Below are 16,335 nucleotides of genomic sequence, written 5' to 3' on the forward strand. Positions count from 1 at the left end.
TCAGATCTCCTTGAGCAGCTTGCGTTTTTCGTTCCAGGCGGTGGTGCTGATGCTGATCAAAATGATCGCGCCGCTGAACACCTGGTGCCAATAGGCCGAGACGCTGAGCAGCGTCAGCCCATTTTGCAGGAAGGCCAGCAGCACCACGCCGAGCAGGGTGCCGGTCAACGATCCGCGGCCGCCGCTCATGCTGGTGCCGCCCAGCACCACCGCCGCCAATACCGTCAGCTCGAAGCCGAGCAGCGAGTTGGGCGCCACCGACTGGGTGATCTGCGCCTGCACTACCGCCGCGACGCCGGCCAGAATGCCCATATAGCCGTAGACGCAGAAGTGCAGCCGCAGCAGGTTCAACCCCAGGCGCGACGCCGCGTCGCGGTTGCCGCCCATGGCGTAGATCTGGCGCCCCAGCCGGGTGCGGTTCATCAGCACGCCGGTGACGACGATGGTCGCCAGCAGGCACAGCAGCGGCAGCGTCAGGCCGTAGTCGTAACCGTCGGCGCCCTGGAACGAGAACCAGTTGATGCCGTTCATGAACCAGTCCGGGAAGCCGTACAGCCAGGTGCCGTTGGTGGCGTACACCAGCAGGCCGTAGAACAGGTTAAGGGTAGCGATGGTGATGATGATCGCCGGCACCTTCAGCCAGTACACCAGGAAACCGTTCACCAGCCCGAGCAGCAGGCCGACGCCGATCGCCAGGGCGAACGCCAGCGGGAAGCTGCCGCCGTGCTGGATCACCCAACTGGCCATCACATACTGGGCGATGGCGGTGACCGCCGGGAACGAAATGTCGATGCCGCCGGCGATCAGCACCACGAACAGCCCGCAGGCCAGAATGCCGAGAATGGCGTAGCTGGTGGCGACGTCGGTCAGGTTGCCGAGCGTCAGAAACTCATCGGTGCCGGCGCTTAGGCCGATCGCCAGCAGCAGCACCAACAGGCCGAGATAAAACTCGTGCCGCCCGGCCAGGCGGGCCAATAATGACTTATCCATTCACCACCTCGGCGATCTGTTGTTCGGTACTCTGGTGCGGCGCGAATTCGGCGATCAGTTCGCCCTTGCGCATCACCATCACCCGATGGCTGTTGTAATAGGCTTCCGGGATCTCGTCGCAGATCATCAGCACCGCCATGCCCAGCTGCGCCAGATCGCGGGCAATCTGGTAGATCCCCTCTTTGTTGGCAATGTCCACGCCGACGGTAGGCGAGTCGAGGATCAGGATCTTCGGCTGGGTCGCCACCCATTTGGCGATGGCGATACGTTGGGCGTTGCCGCCGGACAGGGTTTTCACCGGCAATGCGCTGTCGGACACCTTGATGTTCAAATCACGGATCAGCCGGTTGACCAGCTCGGTCGCCTTGGCGTGATCCAACAGCCCGAGCGAGGTATGCAGCCGATCGAAGACGGTGACGATGGTGTTGTCGTAGATCGATTGCTCCATGATCAACCCCTGCGTCAGGCGATCTTCCGACACATAGCCGATGCCGTGGCGCACCGCTTCGCGGTTGTTGTGCAGCTGCACCGTGCGGCCCTCGATGCGGATCTCGCCGCTGTCCGGCCGCGTCATGCCGAACAGGCTGAGGCACAGTTCGGTGCGGCCGGCGCCGAGCAGGCCGACGATCGAGACGATCTCGCCGCCGCGCAGCGCCAGATTGACGTTGCGGTATTTTTCGCCGCGGCTGAGGTTGCGCACCTCGAGCAGCGGCGCTTGTTCAGCCGGCGGCAGCGGCGGCAGCGGGCTGTAATGGAAGCGTTGGCCGGTCATCAGGAACGCCAGTTCATGGCTGTCCAGTTCGCTGGCCGGCCAGGTGCCCACCAGCTTGCCGTCGCGCATTACGCTGATGCGATCGGCGACTTCCATCACTTCGTCCAATCTGTGGCTGACGAACACCACGCAGATGCCGGCCGCCTTCAGTTCGTTAACCACCCGCAGCAGGCCGTCGACTTCCTGGCGGGTCAGCGAGGCGGTCGGTTCGTCCATGATAACCAACCGCGCTTCGGCGGCGATGGCGCGGCAAATCGCCACCAGCTGCCGATCGGCGATCGACAATTTTTCCACCTTTTTATCGGGATCGATGTGTACGCCGACCCGTGCCATGGCGTCCAGCGCCGTCTGGCGCATCACCCGCTTGCGCACCCAGAAGTGGCCGCCGGGCAGGTAACGGTGGATAGCGATGTTTTCCGCCACCGTCAGGTTAGGGAACAGCGACAGGTCCTGGTAGATCACCTGTATGCCGTAATAACCGGACAGCTGCGGCGTCAGGGCGTGGAAGAGTTTGCCTTCCAGCGAAATGTTGGCGCCTTTTTCCGGCTGATAGACGCCGGAGATGATTTTAATAATGGTGCTTTTGCCGCAGCCGTTTTGCCCGGCCAGGCAGTGCACTTCGCCTTTATTCAGCGTCAGGTTGATCTGGTCTAATGCCAGCACGCCTGGGAATCGCTTGCTGATATTCTCCAGGGTGATAAATGCGGGGGAGGCTGTCATAACGTTAACCTGTGCTTGCGTAGCGGCCGAAGCCCTGGGCGCAGCAACGCTGCGCCCCTACGAGGGTTTAACTTCTTTCCCGGTGTGGCGAAATTACGCGAAAAATCAGAATCCGAGCGATTTGGCGTTGTCTTTGGTCACTTCCAAAATCTTATTAAACCGAATCACTTTGTGTTCCATATCGACGTCGGCCTTACCGAGGCCCTCGATCGACAGGTCCTTATTCACTTCCTTGCCCTGCAACAGCTGGTCGGCCACCGTCACCAGCGCATAACCGGCGTCTTTCGGATCCCACAGCAGCGCTTTCTTGATGTCGCCGCGCATCAGGTAAGGGGCGGCCTGCGCCGGCATGGCGATGCCCACCACTGCGATTTTGTCCTTGGCGCGTTTCTTGGCCACCGCCTGGCCGGCGCCGATCGGGCCGAGCGAACCGAAGCCGATGATGCCCTTCATCTGCGGATAGGTTTTCATCAGATCCAGCGTGGTGGCGTAGGATTTGTCGATGCTTTCCGCCACCGGCAAGCGCGAGGTGACTTCAAACATGTCCGGGTATTTTTCTTTCTGGTATTTGATGGCGAAGTCGGCCCAGGCGTTGTGCAGCGGCACGGTCAGCGAACCGACGTAGATCGCATAGCCGCCTTTGCCGCCCATGTCTTTCGCCAGCTCATCGACGTTGGCCTGCGCGTATTTCTCGCTGTCGATGGTCTCGATGTCCCACTGGCCGATCTGCTGGTCCGGGGATTCATGGGTCAGCACCACGATGCCTTTGTCGCGCGCTTTTTTCAGCACCGGTTCCAGCACCTTGGCGTCGTTCGGCACCACGATGATGGCGTTGACGTTCTTGGCGATCAGATCCTCAATCACCTTGACTTGCGCGGCCGGATCCGGCGTAGAAGGGCCGGTCTGGTAGGCGTTGACGTCGAGTTTTTTCGCCGCTTCGTTGACGCCCACTTCCATGCGGTTGAACCACGGGATGCCGGTCACTTTGGCGACTACGGCAATCTCATACTTATCAGCGGCGAACACAGGTGTTGTCGATAACATGCACGCAGAAACCACACATGCATTTAATAATGCGAGGTTAAATTTCATTAGCTGTACCTTTTTTTATCTGTAGGGGTGGCGGTTTTTCCACCGCTGCAGATTACAAAGGAATGGAAGAGGGGGCGTAGCTGAAGTTAATGAAATGTGATCTGCGCACATTTAAGTAAAATATTGGCGTATTTAGTGTTAAATAAATGTTTAATTATTTGATGGTGGTAAATTTACTACCAATTAAATGGTAGTAAATAACTATTTATTAACTTTTATTTAACTAGGTTGCATCATTCTGATGGCGTGAAGGCATAAAATAATGCCGGCGCAGAGGCCGGCATTGAAGCATTTAATCGATGTGTGAACAAGATCACCTTTACGACGGATTACAGCACGCCTTGGGCCAGCATCGCCTCCGCGACCTTGACGAAACCGGCGATATTCGCGCCGTGTACATAGTGGGTTTGCTTGCCCTCGCCGCCGTATTCCACGCAGGCATGGTGAATATCCGCCATGATATGTTGTAAACGTACATCCACTTTTTCCGCCCGCCAGCCGATGCGCGCGGCGTTTTGCGCCATCTCCAGCCCCGACGTGGCCACGCCGCCGGCGTTGGCCGCCTTGCCGGGTGCGAACAGCACCCCGGCGTCGAGGAAGGCGTCGGTGGCCTGGATGGTGGTCGGCATGTTGGCGCCTTCCGCCACCGCCTTCACCCCGTTGCGGATCAGCGTCTGCGCCGCCTCGAGATCCAGTTCGTTCTGGGTGGCGCACGGCAGGGCGATATCCACCGGCACGTTCCACGGCTGCTGGCCCGCCAGATAGGTCAGGCCGCGTTCGCGGGCGTAGTCCGCCACCCGGCCGTAACGCTGGTTTTTGATCTCCGCCAGGTGTGCCAGCTTCTCGGTAGTGAAGCCGTCTTCGTCCACCAGGGTGCCGCCGGAATCCGATACGGTGATCACGCGCGCGTCCAGCTCCAGCGCTTTTTCGATGGTGTACTGCGCCACGTTGCCGGAGCCGGACACCGCCACCCGCATGCCCTCAAAGCCCAGGCCGTGGCGCTGCAGCATGGCGTCGGTAAAGTACACCAGGCCGTAGCCGGTCGCCTCGGGGCGGATCAGGCTGCCGCCGAAGGAGAGCCCTTTGCCGGTAAATACGCAGGCGGTGTTGTTGGACAGTTTCTTCATCATGCCGGCCATAAAGCCGACTTCACGGCCGCCGACGCCGATGTCGCCGGCCGGCACGTCGGTGTCCGGCCCCAGATGGCGGTACAGCTCGGTCATCAGCGCCTGGCAGAAGCGCATGATCTCGCCCTGGCTTTTGCCCTTCGGATCGAAATCGGAGCCGCCTTTGCCGCCGCCCATCGGCAGGGTGGTCAGCGCATTCTTGAAGGTCTGCTCAAAGCCGAGGAACTTCAGGATCGACAGGTTTACCGATGGGTGGAAGCGCATGCCGCCCTTATAGGGGCCGATGGCCGAGTTGAACTGCACGCGGAAGGCGCGATTGACCTGCACCTGGCCGCGATCGTCCACCCAGCTGACGCGGAACTGAATGATGCGCTCGGGCTCTACCAGGCGTTCCAGCAGCGCCTGTTCGCGATAGCGCGGGTTGCGCTCGATAAACGGCCACAGCGAGGTGAACACTTCGCGCACCGCCTGCAGATATTCCGGCTGGTGGGGGTTATGGCGTTGTAACGAGGACAGGAAAGACTCTACCGATACGGCATATTCCATGGATAACTCCTTTTCGCATTAAGTTTCCCCCGCTATTTCTTATAGATTTGGGTGTGGGTGATGCCCGGGGGAGGATGTTGTGTCTTTAGCGACTATATCATCGGAGGGCGGTTGATTATCAAGCGATTAATCGGCGTGGCGGCATGAAAAACGCCCGCAGGGCGCGGGCGTTGGGTAGTTAAGTTAGCAAGCGCTTACTTTATTCGTCTTCTTCGTCGCGCAGCGGCACGATCAGCATATCGATGTGCACGGTATTGATCAGCTGGCGAGCGGAAGACATCAGCTTGCTCCAGAAGTCCTGATGGTGGCCGCACAGTACCAGGTCCATGTCGTATTTCTTGATGGCATCGACCAATACCTGCGCCAGATCGCCGCTGCCGCTCAGGGTCTCGGTGATCGGGTAGCCGGCGTTCTGCGACAGCTCGGTCAGCGCCTGATGGGTTTCCTCAGAGATGCGTTTTTGCATGTCGCCGAGATTGACGTCGATCAGGCCAGTATAGAGGTCGGAATAGTTGACATCGACGTGGATCAGAGAAACTTTAGCGTTGTACGGCCGCGCCATCGAGACGGCTTTTTCTACCAGGATCTTGCTTTCCGGGGATAGGTCCACCGCGATCAGTATGTGTTTGTAAGCCATAAGAATACTCCTTCCATAAACATGCCGATTAAAAAGGGTTAGCAGGCGTTCCGTTTACCCGCCTGGCGCTTTTGGTTCCATAGTATCATTCGGATAACGCAATGATATGTTGGGGCGATCACACTGCGCCGCATCGAAAATCTCTCCGCCCGATACCTTTCGTTGTACACCCGCGCGGCGTAAAAGCCTATGGGTTATGCGGGCTTTAACGGTCTGACCGCTTGAATTATAAGCGTTATTAAACAAAGTATAGCGCTAAATGTGCAATCAGCGCTCCAGATGCGGCTGCAGCAGGCTTTCAAACCACTCATGAAACACCGCCAGGCGGCGCGATCGCTGGCGGCGATGGGGGTAGATCAGGGCGATCGGCATGGAGGCGGCGCGGTAACCGGGCAGGACTTCCACCAGTTCACCGGCGTCGAGCAGGTGTTGCACGTCGTAGCGCGGGATTTGCATCAGTCCCAGCCCGGCGCTGCAGCAGGCGATATAGCTTTCGGCGTTGTTGACCACCACCCGGCTGGGCAGTTCGAGGCGTTGCGTATGGCCGTCGTCGGTCAGGTATTCCCAGGGGGATTCGCGGCCGGTTTTGGGCGAGGCGTAACCGATGCTCCAGTGCCCCTCAGCGAGGTCGGCGGGCTGGCGCGGATGGCCGAATTCGCTCAGGTAGGCGGGGCTGGCGCAGTTGATCAGCGCGATATGGCCGAGCGGGCGCATCACCAGGCTGCTGTCGTGCAGATCGCCGACGCGCACCGCGCAGTCGACCCCTTCCTGCACCAGATCGATGGCGCGATCGGCGGAGCCGAGCACCAGTTGCAGATGAGGGTGGCGCCGCAACAGGCTAGGCAGCGCCGGGGCGATCAACCGACGAGCGATGCGGCTCGGCACGTCGACGCTGAGCCGCCCGGAGGCCTGCCGCTGGCTGGCCTGAAACGACTGATCGATGTCTTCCACCTCGGCCAGCAGCGGGCGCAGCCGCTCGAGCAGCTGTTCGCCGTCGGCGGTTAGGCGCACTTGCCGTGTGGTGCGGTGCAGCAGGCGCACGCCCAGCTGCGTTTCCAGTTGTTGCACGGCGGCGGACACCGAGGCGCGCGGCACCTCCAGCGCGTGGGCCGCCCGGATAAAGCTGCCCATTTCTGCCACCTGCACGAATACGCGGTATTGATTGAATCTGTCCATCTCGTGACCTGCTGTTCCTTGGCGCCGTTTCTGACAGAGAGTGTAGCCGTATGACGCGGTTGCGCGCGAGCAGGTGCGGGGGCATCTCCGCCCCCCGTCGAACTTATTTGGTGGTGTAGCCGCCGTTGATCAGGATGGTTTGGCCGGTTACCCACCAGCCGTCGCTGACCAGATGGCGGATGAACGGCACCACGTCTTCGATATCGGTCAGGCCGGTTTTGCTGAACGGCGACAGCGCCGCCGCCGTCTTGTGGTAGGCCACGGCGTCCGCACCCTCAGCCGGGTAGAAGAACGGGGTGTCCATCGGGCCGGGGCCGACCGCCGTCACGGAGATGCCACGCTCGCCGAACTCCTTGGCGGCGGCGCGGGTGAAGTGCTCCACCGGCGCTTTGGTGCCGGCGTAAGCGGCGTAAAACGGCGTGAAGGCGCCGAGCAGCGAGGTGACCAGCGTGCAGATTTTACCGTTGTCGTTAAGGTGCTTGCCCGCCTCTTTCAGGAAGAAGAACGCGGTTTTGGCGTTGACCGCGGTCATCTCGTCGTACTCGGCTTCGCTGATGTCGACCATCGGCTTTTTCAGCACCTTGCCGACGGTATTGATGGCGATATCCGGCTTGCCGACGGCGGCGACCGCATCGGCGAACAGCTTCTCGACCGCGCCCGCGGTGGTCAGATCGGCCTGCAGCGCGACGCCTTGCGCACCGGCGGCCTGAATGGCGGCGACGGTTTTCTCCGCTTCGGCTTTGGAGGCGGCGCTGTTGTAGTGGATCACCACCGCTTTGGCGCCTTGCTCAGCCAAATCGCGCGCGATCAGCCCGCCGAGGTTCTTGGCGCCGCCGGCGATGAGGACGGTTTTTCCCTTGATTGAATGGTTTGCCATAACAGTTTCCTTGGATGAACGTAACGGAAACCTGAGTCTAGCCAGCGTGGGGGGAAAGATCAGCGGCGTGGCGCGGGATAGACTATCCATAAAAACCGCCTAATCGAAAACGGGCGGTTATCGCTTATAACGTCCCGGCAGGTGACTTTTCGGCACAGGGCGGTAAATTTTATCCACTGCTCAGGCCAGTTTGCGTTTCATTAACCTACAATGATGGATATGGGCCTCATCATTTCCCCTCTGAGTGGAACCACGCCGTGCAAATCTCTCTGTGCGGTGCGGTAACGTCTCCGGAGGCGGTGGGTTATGGGCATGGTCCGTGCAGGCAAAAAAGGGGATGAGAGCGGTAAGCTCCAGCAGAGTATCGGGTAATGAGGTAGGGCGGTTGGACCCGGCGGAAGGCCGCGGATAACAACGCCTTGAGGGGGTAATCATGATCAGTACCGTCGCGCTGTTTTGGGCCTTATGTGTGGTGTGTGTGGTAAACATGGTGCGGTATTACTCTTCTCTGCGCGCGTTGCTGGTGGTATTGCGCGGCTGTGACCCGTTGCTGTACCAGTACGTCGACGGCGGCGGTTTTTTCACCGCCCACGGGCAACCCAGCAAGCAGCTGAGGCTGGTGCGCTATATCTTCGCGCAGCGCTATGTCGAGCATCACGATCCGGAGTTTATCCGCCGCTGCGAGCGGGTGCGCGGGCAGTTTATGCTGACCTCGGCCCTGTGCGGCCTGGTGGTCATCAGCCTGATAGCGCTGATGATCTGGTATTAATGCCTTTCTGTTTCCCTTGATGCAGGCAAAAAAAAGGCGGCCCAGTGGCCGCCTTCCTCATGATGCTTATCGCTTAGATCAGCTTCAACGCAACCCAATACAGCGCACCGGAAAGCAGGATCGAGATTGGTAGGGTCAGTACCCAGGCCAACAGGATGTTCTTCACGGTTTTGCTCTGCACGCCGCCGCCGTCCACGATCATCGTCCCGGCAACCGCCGAAGAGAGGACGTGGGTGGTGGAGACCGGCATGCCGGTATAACTCGCCACGCCGATAGACAGCGCTGCGGTCATCTGGGCCGATACGCCCTGGGCGTAGGTCATGCCTTTCTTGCCGATCTTCTCGCCGATGGTGGTGGCCACGCGTTTCCAGCCCACCATGGTGCCGAGCGACAGCGCCAGCGCGACGGCGACGATGATCCACATCGGCGCGTACTCGACGGTCTGCAGCAGATCCTGACGCAGGTTCTTCAGGAAACGCTGGTCGGCGGATGAGGTTTCCGGCAGCTTGGCGACTTTATCCGCCGTGTCGGTCACGCACATCAGCAGGCGGCGCAGGTGGCTGCGCTGGTCAACCGTCAGCTGATCGTAGCTTTGCAGGTTGGTCAGCATGCCCTGAGCCAGCTCGATCGCCGGCATGGCGCGCGAACTGTCGCAGTGGAACTCGGCAGGCTTGCCAGGCGCGGCTTCGTCATCCGGGCTTGGCACCAGCGGCGTCAGCGACACCGCATGCGACAGCGCGTCGCCGTGCTGCTGGTAATATTGCTGCAGGTGGGTCACGGCATCACGCGTACGGGTGATGTCATAACCGGTTGCATTCATATTGACCACGAAGCCAGCCGGCGCAACGCCGATCAGCACCAGCATGATAAGGCCGATACCTTTCTGGCCGTCGTTGGCGCCGTGCGAGAAGCTGACGCCAATCGCCGACAGGATCAGCGCGATACGGGTCCAGAACGGCGGCTTGCGTTTGCCGTCGACCTTTTCACGTTCCGCAGGGGTCATGTGGATACGCTGGCGTTTCTTGGTGCCACTCCAATAGCGGCGCAAGGCAAACACCATCACTCCCGCCACCATCATGCCGACCAGCGGCGAGAACAGCAGAGAAAGGAAAATGCCAATCATTTTCGGGACGTTAAGCGCATCCACGACCGAGGTGTGGGTCATCAGGGCGTTGGTTAAACCGACACCGATGATTGCGCCTATCAGCGTATGGGAACTGGAGGCCGGCAGACCGAAATACCAGGTGCCGAGGTTCCAGATGATTGCCGCCAGCAGCATGGAGAAGACCATGGCTAATCCGTGTGCTGAACTGACGTTCAACAACAGATCGGTAGGCAGCAAGTGGACGATGGCGTAAGCAACACTCAAACCGCCGAGCATTACGCCAAGAAAGTTGAACAAACCTGCCATCACGACCGCAAGTTGCGAGCGCATGGCGCGGGTATAAATAACTGTAGCGACCGCATTGGCCGTATCATGAAAACCGTTGATGGCTTCATAAAACAACACGAACAACAATGCGAGAATTAACATCAGGCCGGTATGGAAATCCAGGCCAGCGAACAAATGCAGCATAAGCGTTACGCCAGTTTGTGGACATGAACGCCGCGCATTATCAGTGACAACCGGTGCCGGGGAAAAGGAAAATATGACGTTTTTTTGATTTGGACATGACGAAACGATGACGCGCCTATAACAAAAATATGGAATATCAACGCGTTAATCTGCTCTGACCTCTGTAATATTTTCTTACTATGGCGTTGGCGCCGCCGGGGCTTTACAATCTGCCGCCGTGAATTTGGCGGTGACCGGCGGCGAAACGGCGTAATATGGCGCTCTTTTGTCGCGATTGTGGTTTTGATAAGTGAGGCTCAGGTGGAACAGTTTGATGTCGTAGTGATTGGGGCGGGCGCCGCCGGCATGTTTTGCGCCGCGCAGGCGGGGCAACTCGGTTGCCGCGTATTGCTGCTCGACAACGGCAAAAAACCGGGCCGCAAGATCCTGATGTCCGGCGGCGGGCGCTGCAACTTCACCAACATGTACGCCGAACCGGCGGCCTATCTGTCGAACAACCCGCACTTCTGCAAGTCGGCGCTGGCGCGCTACACCCAGTGGGACTTCATCGATCTGATCAACCGTTACGGCATCGCCTACCATGAAAAAACGCTGGGGCAGCTGTTCTGCGACGATTCGGCGCAGCAGGTGGTGGATCTGCTGGTCAAAGAGTGCGAGCTGGGTCAGGTGACGATGCGCCTGCGCAGCGAAGTGCTGGACGTAGAGAAAACCGAGAATGGCTACGCGCTGGCGCTGAATGGTGAAAAAGTGAGCGCTCGCTCACTTGTGGTGGCCAGCGGCGGATTATCCATGCCGGGGTTGGGCGCGTCGCCGTTCGGTTACAAACTGGCTGAGCAGTTCGGCCTTAAGGTGCTGCCGACGCGCGCCGGCCTGGTGCCGTTTACCCTGCATAAACCGCTGTTGGAGCATGTACAGACGCTGTCCGGCGTCTCGGTGCCGGCGGTGATCACCGCCGAGAACGGCGTCAGCTTCCGTGAAAGCATCCTGTTCACCCATCGCGGCCTGTCCGGCCCGGCGGTGCTGCAGCTGTCCAGCTACTGGCTGCCGGGTGAGTATGTGAGCGTTAACTTACTTCCCGAGCTGGATCTGGCGGGCTTCCTGGATGAACAACGCTTGCAGCACCCGAACCAAAGCCTGAAAAACACCCTGGCGCTGCACTTGCCGAAGCGGCTGGTGGAGTGCTTGCAGACCCTGGGACAATTGCCGGAGGCGACGCTGAAGCAGCTGAATGCGCCGCAGCAGGCGGCGCTGGTGGATCTGTTGCAGAACTGGCGCGTGCAGCCGAACGGCACCGAAGGCTACCGCACGGCGGAAGTGACGCTCGGCGGCGTCGACACCAACGAACTTTCTTCCAAGACGATGGAAGCCCACAAGGCGCCGGGGCTCTACTTTATCGGCGAAGTGGTGGACGTGACCGGGTGGTTGGGCGGTTACAACTTCCAGTGGGCCTGGAGCTCGGCCTGGGCCTGCGCCCAGGCGCTGGCAGCGCAGGGGCGTTAACGTTCAGCAGTGACGGGTTAGGCCGATTTTTTTGGCATAAAACGCAGACACAACCCCGCGACAGCGGCATAAAGCATTAGCAGGCAGGTTGTCGAAAGCGCTTGCGGATCGCCGAGACCCCATTCATTAGACTTGTGAACCATTTCCCACGCCATGTCCGGTGTCAGCAGCAGCCGAGAGGGAATGATGTTCGGCAAGACAGCGAATACCAGGACAAAAATCACCGAGGCGATCGGTTTTCTCATATGGGGCAGCGCCTCTCATAGCCAATGACATTGATAGAACCATAAGCTAGCAGCTTATTGTTGGTGCGTGGAACACCTACCCGTGGCGTTCAAACAGATGGGGCCGATAAGGCTCCATTTTCTATGCAATGCCGCTCACTTAAGCCTGAGTGGCATTTTTTTATCCAGCCTCTGGGCGTTCTGTGCAGGGGAATTGCCGTAAATGTCCCGCATTTCTCTGTGGCCAATATGAACGGCAATTGGAGGGGCCGAGGTGCGTGAGCCACATGGGGCATCTCACTTTTATCGACCGAAAATGTCACGAACGCCTGCAGAAAAACGCTAACTGATCAGCATTGCCATTTTCTATGGCCCGTTAATCTCATCCCGCCGGCCCTTTCAATTCCACGCGATTACCGTCCGGATCGCTGAAATAAATGGACGGCCCGTCGCCTTCCGCCCCATAGCGCGATTCGGCGGGATCAACGCCGATCCCCTGCGATCGCAGATAGGTCAACAACGCCTCTTCGTTGAACGGATCGATGCGCAGGCAGACGTGATCGACATTTTGCCTATGAGGATCGGGCGCTTCGCCGCCTTTTTTCCCCAGCACGCCATTGATGTCCACCAGGTCGATCATGGAGGCACCGGCGCGCAGGTGCACCAGCCCCAAATCCGGTCGCTGTTTGGCGATATCACAGCCGACGATCTGGGTATAAAAACGCAGGCTGTTCTGCATATCGCGCACGCGCAGAACCACATGATCCAGCCGTTGCAAGTTGAAGGGGCGCACGGTCATCTCCTCAAATGAACATCTCCTTTACAGCATAAGCGGCGATGACGGATTTATCCTGCTGCGCGGCGTGCCCGCTCGTGCACCCAAACCCCAAAAAAAAACGGCCGATGGGTGCAGCCATCGACCGTGGGGCTTAAGTGTTTAAGCGTTAACGAGGGAAGTTGCCGCTCAGCGCATCCAGGCCGCCCTGGTAGATGCCGCTGAACAGGGCGATGGCCTCGTCGTCGCTGATGTTGACCGGCGTGAAGCTGCCCGACCATTCCACGCGCGCCACGTTGGCGTCGTCGGTGGCGTGCACTGACAGGGTGGACAGGTAATTCACCACCGGGAACGGCGCTTGCATGATGGAGTAGCTGTAGCTGCGTTGACGATTGTCGAACGCTTCCAGCCGCTCGATGACGGTACCGCCGTCGGCGGTGGTTAAGGTACGCACGCGGCCGCCTTCAGAAACGACGCTTTTCGGGATGAACGGCAGCCAGTCAGGCAGGGCGTCGAAGCCGCCGATCAGTTGCCATACGGTGTCGGCAGATGCCGGGATGTCCATAGAGACGGATGTAGTAGCCATTTTCTTTCTCTCTTAATATCGGTTTCGGGTACAGGGTTACATTGCCAGCGTATCTACGACGCCGCCGTCAACGCGCAGCGCCGCGCCGGTGGTGGCCGAAGACAGCGGAGACGCGAGGTAAACGGCCAGGTTGGCCACTTCATCGACGTCCGCCGCGCGCTGAATGATGGAGCTTGGGCGTTCGGTTTTAACGAACTCGTCGGCCTGATCGCGTGCGCTGCGCCCGGATTTGGCCGCCGCATCCGCCAGCATTTCTTGCAGGCCTTCGGTAAAGGTTGGCCCCGGCAGGATGGCGTTGACCGTCACACCGGTGCCGGCGAGGCGTTTCGCCAGGCCGTGAGACACCGCCAGGTTGGCGCTTTTGGTGACGCCGTAGTTGATCATGTCCGCCGGGATGGCGACGCCGGATTCGGACGACACGAAAATAATGCGTCCCCAACCCTGCTCGGTCATGCTCCGCGCATAGTGGCGCGCAAGACGCACGCCCGAGAGGACGTTGACGTTATAGAAGTGCATCCACTCGCTGTCGGGCACGGTAAAGAAGTCTTTATCGTTGAAAATGCCCAGGTTGTTGATCAGCACGTCGGCTTTCGGTTCCGCGGCGAACAGGGTGGCAGCCCCTTGTTCCGTCCCGAGATCTGCGACCACGCCGCGCACCTGCGCGCCGGGCACGTTGGCGCTGATGTCGGCGATAGCGTTATCGACCCCGGTTTTCTGACGGCCGACGATCACGACGGTGGCGCCCGTTTTGGCGAGCCCGCGCGCGATGCCGAGGCCGATGCCGGAGGTGGAGCCGCTGACGACGGCGACTTTGCCTGATAGATCCAGTTTCATCATGTATCTCATCGAGTTAATGGGGGTAATGGGGCCATGCGGCCCCATAAAACTTAACGAATCGGCAGCGGCGCGTTGTCGGCCACCAGTTTCTGACGGCGCATTTCGGCCCAGAATTCAGCCGGGATAACGGCGTCCAGCGCAGCCAGATCTTCGGCCATGCGGCCAGGGCGGCTCGAACCGGGGATCACGGCGGCGACCGCCGGGTTAGCCAGCGAGAACTGCAGCGCGGCGGCTTTGACGTCGACCTGGAAGCGAGCGGCGATCGCCTTGATTTGCGCTACCTTTGCCAGCACCGCCGGGGACGCTTTCTGGTATTCGTAGTGCTCGCCGCCGGCCAGCACGCCAGAGTTGTAAGGGCCGCCGACGACGATGTCGACGTTGCTCGCCAGGGCTTCCGGCATCAAACGCTGCAGGGCGCGTTCATGATCCAGCAGGCTGTAACGGCCGGCCAGCAGGAAAGCGTCCGGCTGCGTTTCGCTCAGGCCCAGCGCCAGTTCACAAGGCTCGACGCGGTTGACGCCGAGGCCCCAGGCCTTGATCACCCCTTCTTCACGCAGACGGGTCAGCGCGCGGAAAGCGCCGGTGCGAGCGATGTTGAACTGCTCAATCCAGTTGTCGCCGTAAAAGTCCTGGGCCGGATCGTGGATCCAGACGATGTCCAGACGGTCGGTTTTCAGGCGCTTCAGGCTGTCTTCAATGGAACGCAGCGTGGCGTCGGCGGAGTAGTCGTTGACGATCTTGTTCTTCAAACCGTGTTCGAACAAACCGCCTTTCTCACCCAGATCGCGGGCGGAGGTGTCTTCTTCTTCGTCCAGCATGATGCGGCCCACTTTGGTGCTCAGCACATACTCGTCACGTGGGTATTGCGACAGCACTTCACCCATGCGGATTTCCGACAGGCCGGAACCGTAGAGCGGCGCGGTGTCGAAGTAGCGGATGCCCAGATCCCAGGCGCCGCTGACGGTGGCTTGCACGTCCTCTTGCGGGATGTTGCGGAACATATTGCCGAGTGGCGCGCCGCCCAAACCGATCTTGCCGGGTAAAATATTTTTGATGCTCATAGTCGATCCTCAATACGTTATCTTTTCAGGGAAACTTATGGGGCTCATACCTGTCTGCCCCGTCACGAGGCTAAAGATAACGTGGCAAGTTGTGACTTGATAGGACATAATTCGTCTAAGTTAAGTCCTTTGAGGTCTCACATGATCGATTTACGTCAGTTGAAATACTTTGTCGCGGTGGCGGAAGAGGAGCACGTCGGCCGCGCCGCCGAACGGCTGCACATTTCCCAGTCCCCACTGAGCAGGCAGATTTCCCAGCTTGAGGAGCGCCTCGGGTTGATGCTGTTTGAGCGCAATCAGCAGCGCATCCGCCTGACGGCCGACGGCCAGACGTTTCTGGCCGAAACCCGCGCGCTATTGACGCACGCCAACCGGCTTGAGTCGCTCGGGCGCCGCCTGGGACGGGGGGAAGACGGCGGGCTGTGCATCGGCTATATCGAAAATGCGATGCACTCCGGCGTTTTGTCGAACGCATTGCGGGCGCTGCGGGTGTCCCGGCCGGATGTGCACATCGTGCTTTACAGCCAGCCTTCTTCCATGCAGCTCGAAGGGCTGCGGCAGCGTAGCCTGGACGTGGCGCTGGTCAATACGGCGCCGGATCGCGACGATCAGGATTTGGACTATACGCAGGTGTTAGACGATCGCATGCTGCTGGCCCTGCCGCAGACGCATCCGCTGGCTGAAAGGGAGACGCTGCAGCCGGCGGATCTCACCGATCAGGCCTGGATCTCGGTGATCCACAAAGAGGATGCCCATTCGCGCGACGACTTCGTGGCGGCCTGCGTGAAGGCCGGGTTTGATCCGGATATTCGGCTGGAAGCGGGCGAGCCGCTGACCGCGCTGGGGCTGGTCGCCGCCGGGTTGGGGATGACGCTGATCCAGCACAGCCTGCGGCATAACGCGCCGCAGGGCGTGGTGCTGCGCGAGCTGCCCTGGATGCAATACACCACGCAGCTGTGGGCAGTGTGGCACAAGGCCAACCTGCGCCCGCTGGTCACCCATTTTCGCGAAGTGATGTCGGCAGGGCCGGCCTGCCACTGATTACGCGGCGGCGCCCGGCCCGGATTGCG

Annotated in this window: 16 protein-coding genes; 3 read left to right on the plus strand and 13 right to left on the minus strand. The window is 59.9% G+C overall.

Going from position 1 to position 16,335, the window contains the following annotated elements:
• The 7 genes from RE418_RS07310 to RE418_RS07340 all read right to left on the minus strand — a co-directional run bounded on the left by RE418_RS07310 (nucleotide 1) and on the right by RE418_RS07340 (nucleotide 7,937).
• The gene (locus RE418_RS07310; protein ID WP_015379367.1) at nucleotides 1-990 is read right to left on the minus strand and encodes an ABC transporter permease; all 990 of its coding nucleotides are present in this window, start codon (nucleotides 988-990) and stop codon (nucleotides 1-3) included.
• Nucleotides 983-2,482 carry a sugar ABC transporter ATP-binding protein gene (locus RE418_RS07315; RefSeq protein WP_025304609.1) on the minus strand — a complete coding sequence of 500 codons (1,500 nt, stop codon included), beginning with the start codon at nucleotides 2,480-2,482 and terminating at the stop codon, nucleotides 983-985. Before RE418_RS07315 ends, RE418_RS07310 begins: the two co-directional genes overlap by 8 nt.
• 105 nt (nucleotides 2,483-2,587) lie before the next feature.
• Complete coding sequence (locus RE418_RS07320; RefSeq protein WP_025304608.1) at nucleotides 2,588-3,574, minus strand: autoinducer 2 ABC transporter substrate-binding protein; 987 nt, start codon at nucleotides 3,572-3,574, stop codon at nucleotides 2,588-2,590.
• A 329-nt stretch (nucleotides 3,575-3,903) separates the two neighbouring features.
• The gene (gene gdhA / locus RE418_RS07325) at nucleotides 3,904-5,247 is read right to left on the minus strand and encodes an NADP-specific glutamate dehydrogenase (RefSeq protein ID WP_021505207.1); all 1,344 of its coding nucleotides are present in this window, start codon (nucleotides 5,245-5,247) and stop codon (nucleotides 3,904-3,906) included.
• A gap of 199 nt (nucleotides 5,248-5,446) precedes the next feature.
• On the minus strand, nucleotides 5,447-5,884 hold the full coding sequence (gene uspA, locus RE418_RS07330; RefSeq protein ID WP_004930988.1) for a universal stress protein UspA: 438 nt from the start codon (nucleotides 5,882-5,884) through the stop codon (nucleotides 5,447-5,449).
• 267 nt (nucleotides 5,885-6,151) lie between these two features.
• Complete coding sequence (locus RE418_RS07335) at nucleotides 6,152-7,060, minus strand: LysR family transcriptional regulator (protein ID WP_089181432.1); 909 nt, start codon at nucleotides 7,058-7,060, stop codon at nucleotides 6,152-6,154.
• 103 nt (nucleotides 7,061-7,163) lie between these two features.
• Nucleotides 7,164-7,937: an SDR family oxidoreductase gene (locus tag RE418_RS07340; protein ID WP_025304606.1), complete on the minus strand. Its 774-nt coding sequence runs from the start codon at nucleotides 7,935-7,937 to the stop codon at nucleotides 7,164-7,166.
• Nucleotides 7,938-8,370: 433 nt separating this feature from the next.
• Between RE418_RS07340 and uspB the strand changes: the two genes are divergently transcribed.
• Nucleotides 8,371-8,706 (plus strand): universal stress protein UspB, encoded by a 336-nt coding sequence (gene uspB / locus RE418_RS07345; protein WP_016930435.1) that lies wholly within the window; start codon nucleotides 8,371-8,373, stop codon nucleotides 8,704-8,706.
• A gap of 73 nt (nucleotides 8,707-8,779) precedes the next feature.
• Here uspB and pitA read toward each other — a convergent pair whose 3' ends face one another.
• Nucleotides 8,780-10,282, minus strand: a complete 1,503-nt coding sequence (gene pitA, locus RE418_RS07350) for an inorganic phosphate transporter PitA (RefSeq protein WP_025304605.1) — start codon at nucleotides 10,280-10,282, stop codon at nucleotides 8,780-8,782.
• Between the two features lie 300 nt (nucleotides 10,283-10,582).
• Here pitA and RE418_RS07355 point away from each other — a divergent pair, with 300 nt between their 5' ends.
• Nucleotides 10,583-11,782, plus strand: a complete 1,200-nt coding sequence (locus RE418_RS07355) for an NAD(P)/FAD-dependent oxidoreductase (protein WP_089181431.1) — start codon at nucleotides 10,583-10,585, stop codon at nucleotides 11,780-11,782.
• A gap of 17 nt (nucleotides 11,783-11,799) precedes the next feature.
• Here RE418_RS07355 and RE418_RS07360 read toward each other — a convergent pair whose 3' ends face one another.
• From RE418_RS07360 to RE418_RS07380, 5 genes are all read right to left on the minus strand, one after another.
• A complete protein-coding gene (locus RE418_RS07360; RefSeq protein ID WP_049209142.1) occupies nucleotides 11,800-12,027 on the minus strand; it encodes a hypothetical protein in 228 nt (75 codons plus the stop codon).
• Between the two features lie 361 nt (nucleotides 12,028-12,388).
• Complete coding sequence (locus RE418_RS07365; RefSeq protein ID WP_049205612.1) at nucleotides 12,389-12,805, minus strand: VOC family protein; 417 nt, start codon at nucleotides 12,803-12,805, stop codon at nucleotides 12,389-12,391.
• 145 nt (nucleotides 12,806-12,950) lie between these two features.
• Nucleotides 12,951-13,367, minus strand: coding sequence for an SRPBCC family protein (locus RE418_RS07370; RefSeq protein ID WP_049294966.1), 417 nt, complete (start codon nucleotides 13,365-13,367; stop codon nucleotides 12,951-12,953).
• A gap of 36 nt (nucleotides 13,368-13,403) precedes the next feature.
• Nucleotides 13,404-14,201, minus strand: coding sequence for an SDR family NAD(P)-dependent oxidoreductase (locus RE418_RS07375; protein ID WP_025304600.1), 798 nt, complete (start codon nucleotides 14,199-14,201; stop codon nucleotides 13,404-13,406).
• Between the two features lie 53 nt (nucleotides 14,202-14,254).
• Nucleotides 14,255-15,265, minus strand: coding sequence for an aldo/keto reductase (locus RE418_RS07380; protein WP_025304599.1), 1,011 nt, complete (start codon nucleotides 15,263-15,265; stop codon nucleotides 14,255-14,257).
• Nucleotides 15,266-15,406: 141 nt separating this feature from the next.
• On the opposite strand from RE418_RS07380, the gene RE418_RS07385 reads away from it, so the two are divergent.
• Entirely contained in the window at nucleotides 15,407-16,306 is a 900-nt protein-coding gene (locus tag RE418_RS07385; RefSeq protein WP_025304598.1) for a LysR substrate-binding domain-containing protein, read from the plus strand.
• Nucleotides 16,307-16,335 lie beyond the last annotated feature (29 nt).

Source organism: Serratia sp. szju, assembly GCF_044594185.1.
Lineage (GTDB): Bacteria > Pseudomonadota > Gammaproteobacteria > Enterobacterales > Enterobacteriaceae > Serratia > Serratia bockelmannii.

What these genes read in the sequence shown, in the direction of transcription:
- RE418_RS07310 (WP_015379367.1), bottom strand. Translation starts at nt 990, where the DNA reads ATGGATAAGTCATTATTGGCCCGCCTGGCCGGGCGGCACGAGTTTTAT.
- RE418_RS07315 (WP_025304609.1), bottom strand. Translation starts at nt 2,482, where the DNA reads ATGACAGCCTCCCCCGCATTTATCACCCTGGAGAATATCAGCAAGCGA.
- RE418_RS07320 (WP_025304608.1), bottom strand. Translation starts at nt 3,574, where the DNA reads ATGAAATTTAACCTCGCATTATTAAATGCATGTGTGGTTTCTGCGTGC.
- gdhA (WP_021505207.1), bottom strand. Translation starts at nt 5,247, where the DNA reads ATGGAATATGCCGTATCGGTAGAGTCTTTCCTGTCCTCGTTACAACGC.
- uspA (WP_004930988.1), bottom strand. Translation starts at nt 5,884, where the DNA reads ATGGCTTACAAACACATACTGATCGCGGTGGACCTATCCCCGGAAAGC.
- RE418_RS07335 (WP_089181432.1), bottom strand. Translation starts at nt 7,060, where the DNA reads ATGGACAGATTCAATCAATACCGCGTATTCGTGCAGGTGGCAGAAATG.
- RE418_RS07340 (WP_025304606.1), bottom strand. Translation starts at nt 7,937, where the DNA reads ATGGCAAACCATTCAATCAAGGGAAAAACCGTCCTCATCGCCGGCGGC.
- uspB (WP_016930435.1), top strand. Translation starts at nt 8,371, where the DNA reads ATGATCAGTACCGTCGCGCTGTTTTGGGCCTTATGTGTGGTGTGTGTG.
- pitA (WP_025304605.1), bottom strand. Translation starts at nt 10,282, where the DNA reads ATGCTGCATTTGTTCGCTGGCCTGGATTTCCATACCGGCCTGATGTTA.
- RE418_RS07360 (WP_049209142.1), bottom strand. Translation starts at nt 12,027, where the DNA reads ATGAGAAAACCGATCGCCTCGGTGATTTTTGTCCTGGTATTCGCTGTC.
- RE418_RS07365 (WP_049205612.1), bottom strand. Translation starts at nt 12,805, where the DNA reads ATGACCGTGCGCCCCTTCAACTTGCAACGGCTGGATCATGTGGTTCTG.
- RE418_RS07370 (WP_049294966.1), bottom strand. Translation starts at nt 13,367, where the DNA reads ATGGCTACTACATCCGTCTCTATGGACATCCCGGCATCTGCCGACACC.
- RE418_RS07375 (WP_025304600.1), bottom strand. Translation starts at nt 14,201, where the DNA reads ATGAAACTGGATCTATCAGGCAAAGTCGCCGTCGTCAGCGGCTCCACC.
- RE418_RS07380 (WP_025304599.1), bottom strand. Translation starts at nt 15,265, where the DNA reads ATGAGCATCAAAAATATTTTACCCGGCAAGATCGGTTTGGGCGGCGCG.
- RE418_RS07385 (WP_025304598.1), top strand. Translation starts at nt 15,407, where the DNA reads ATGATCGATTTACGTCAGTTGAAATACTTTGTCGCGGTGGCGGAAGAG.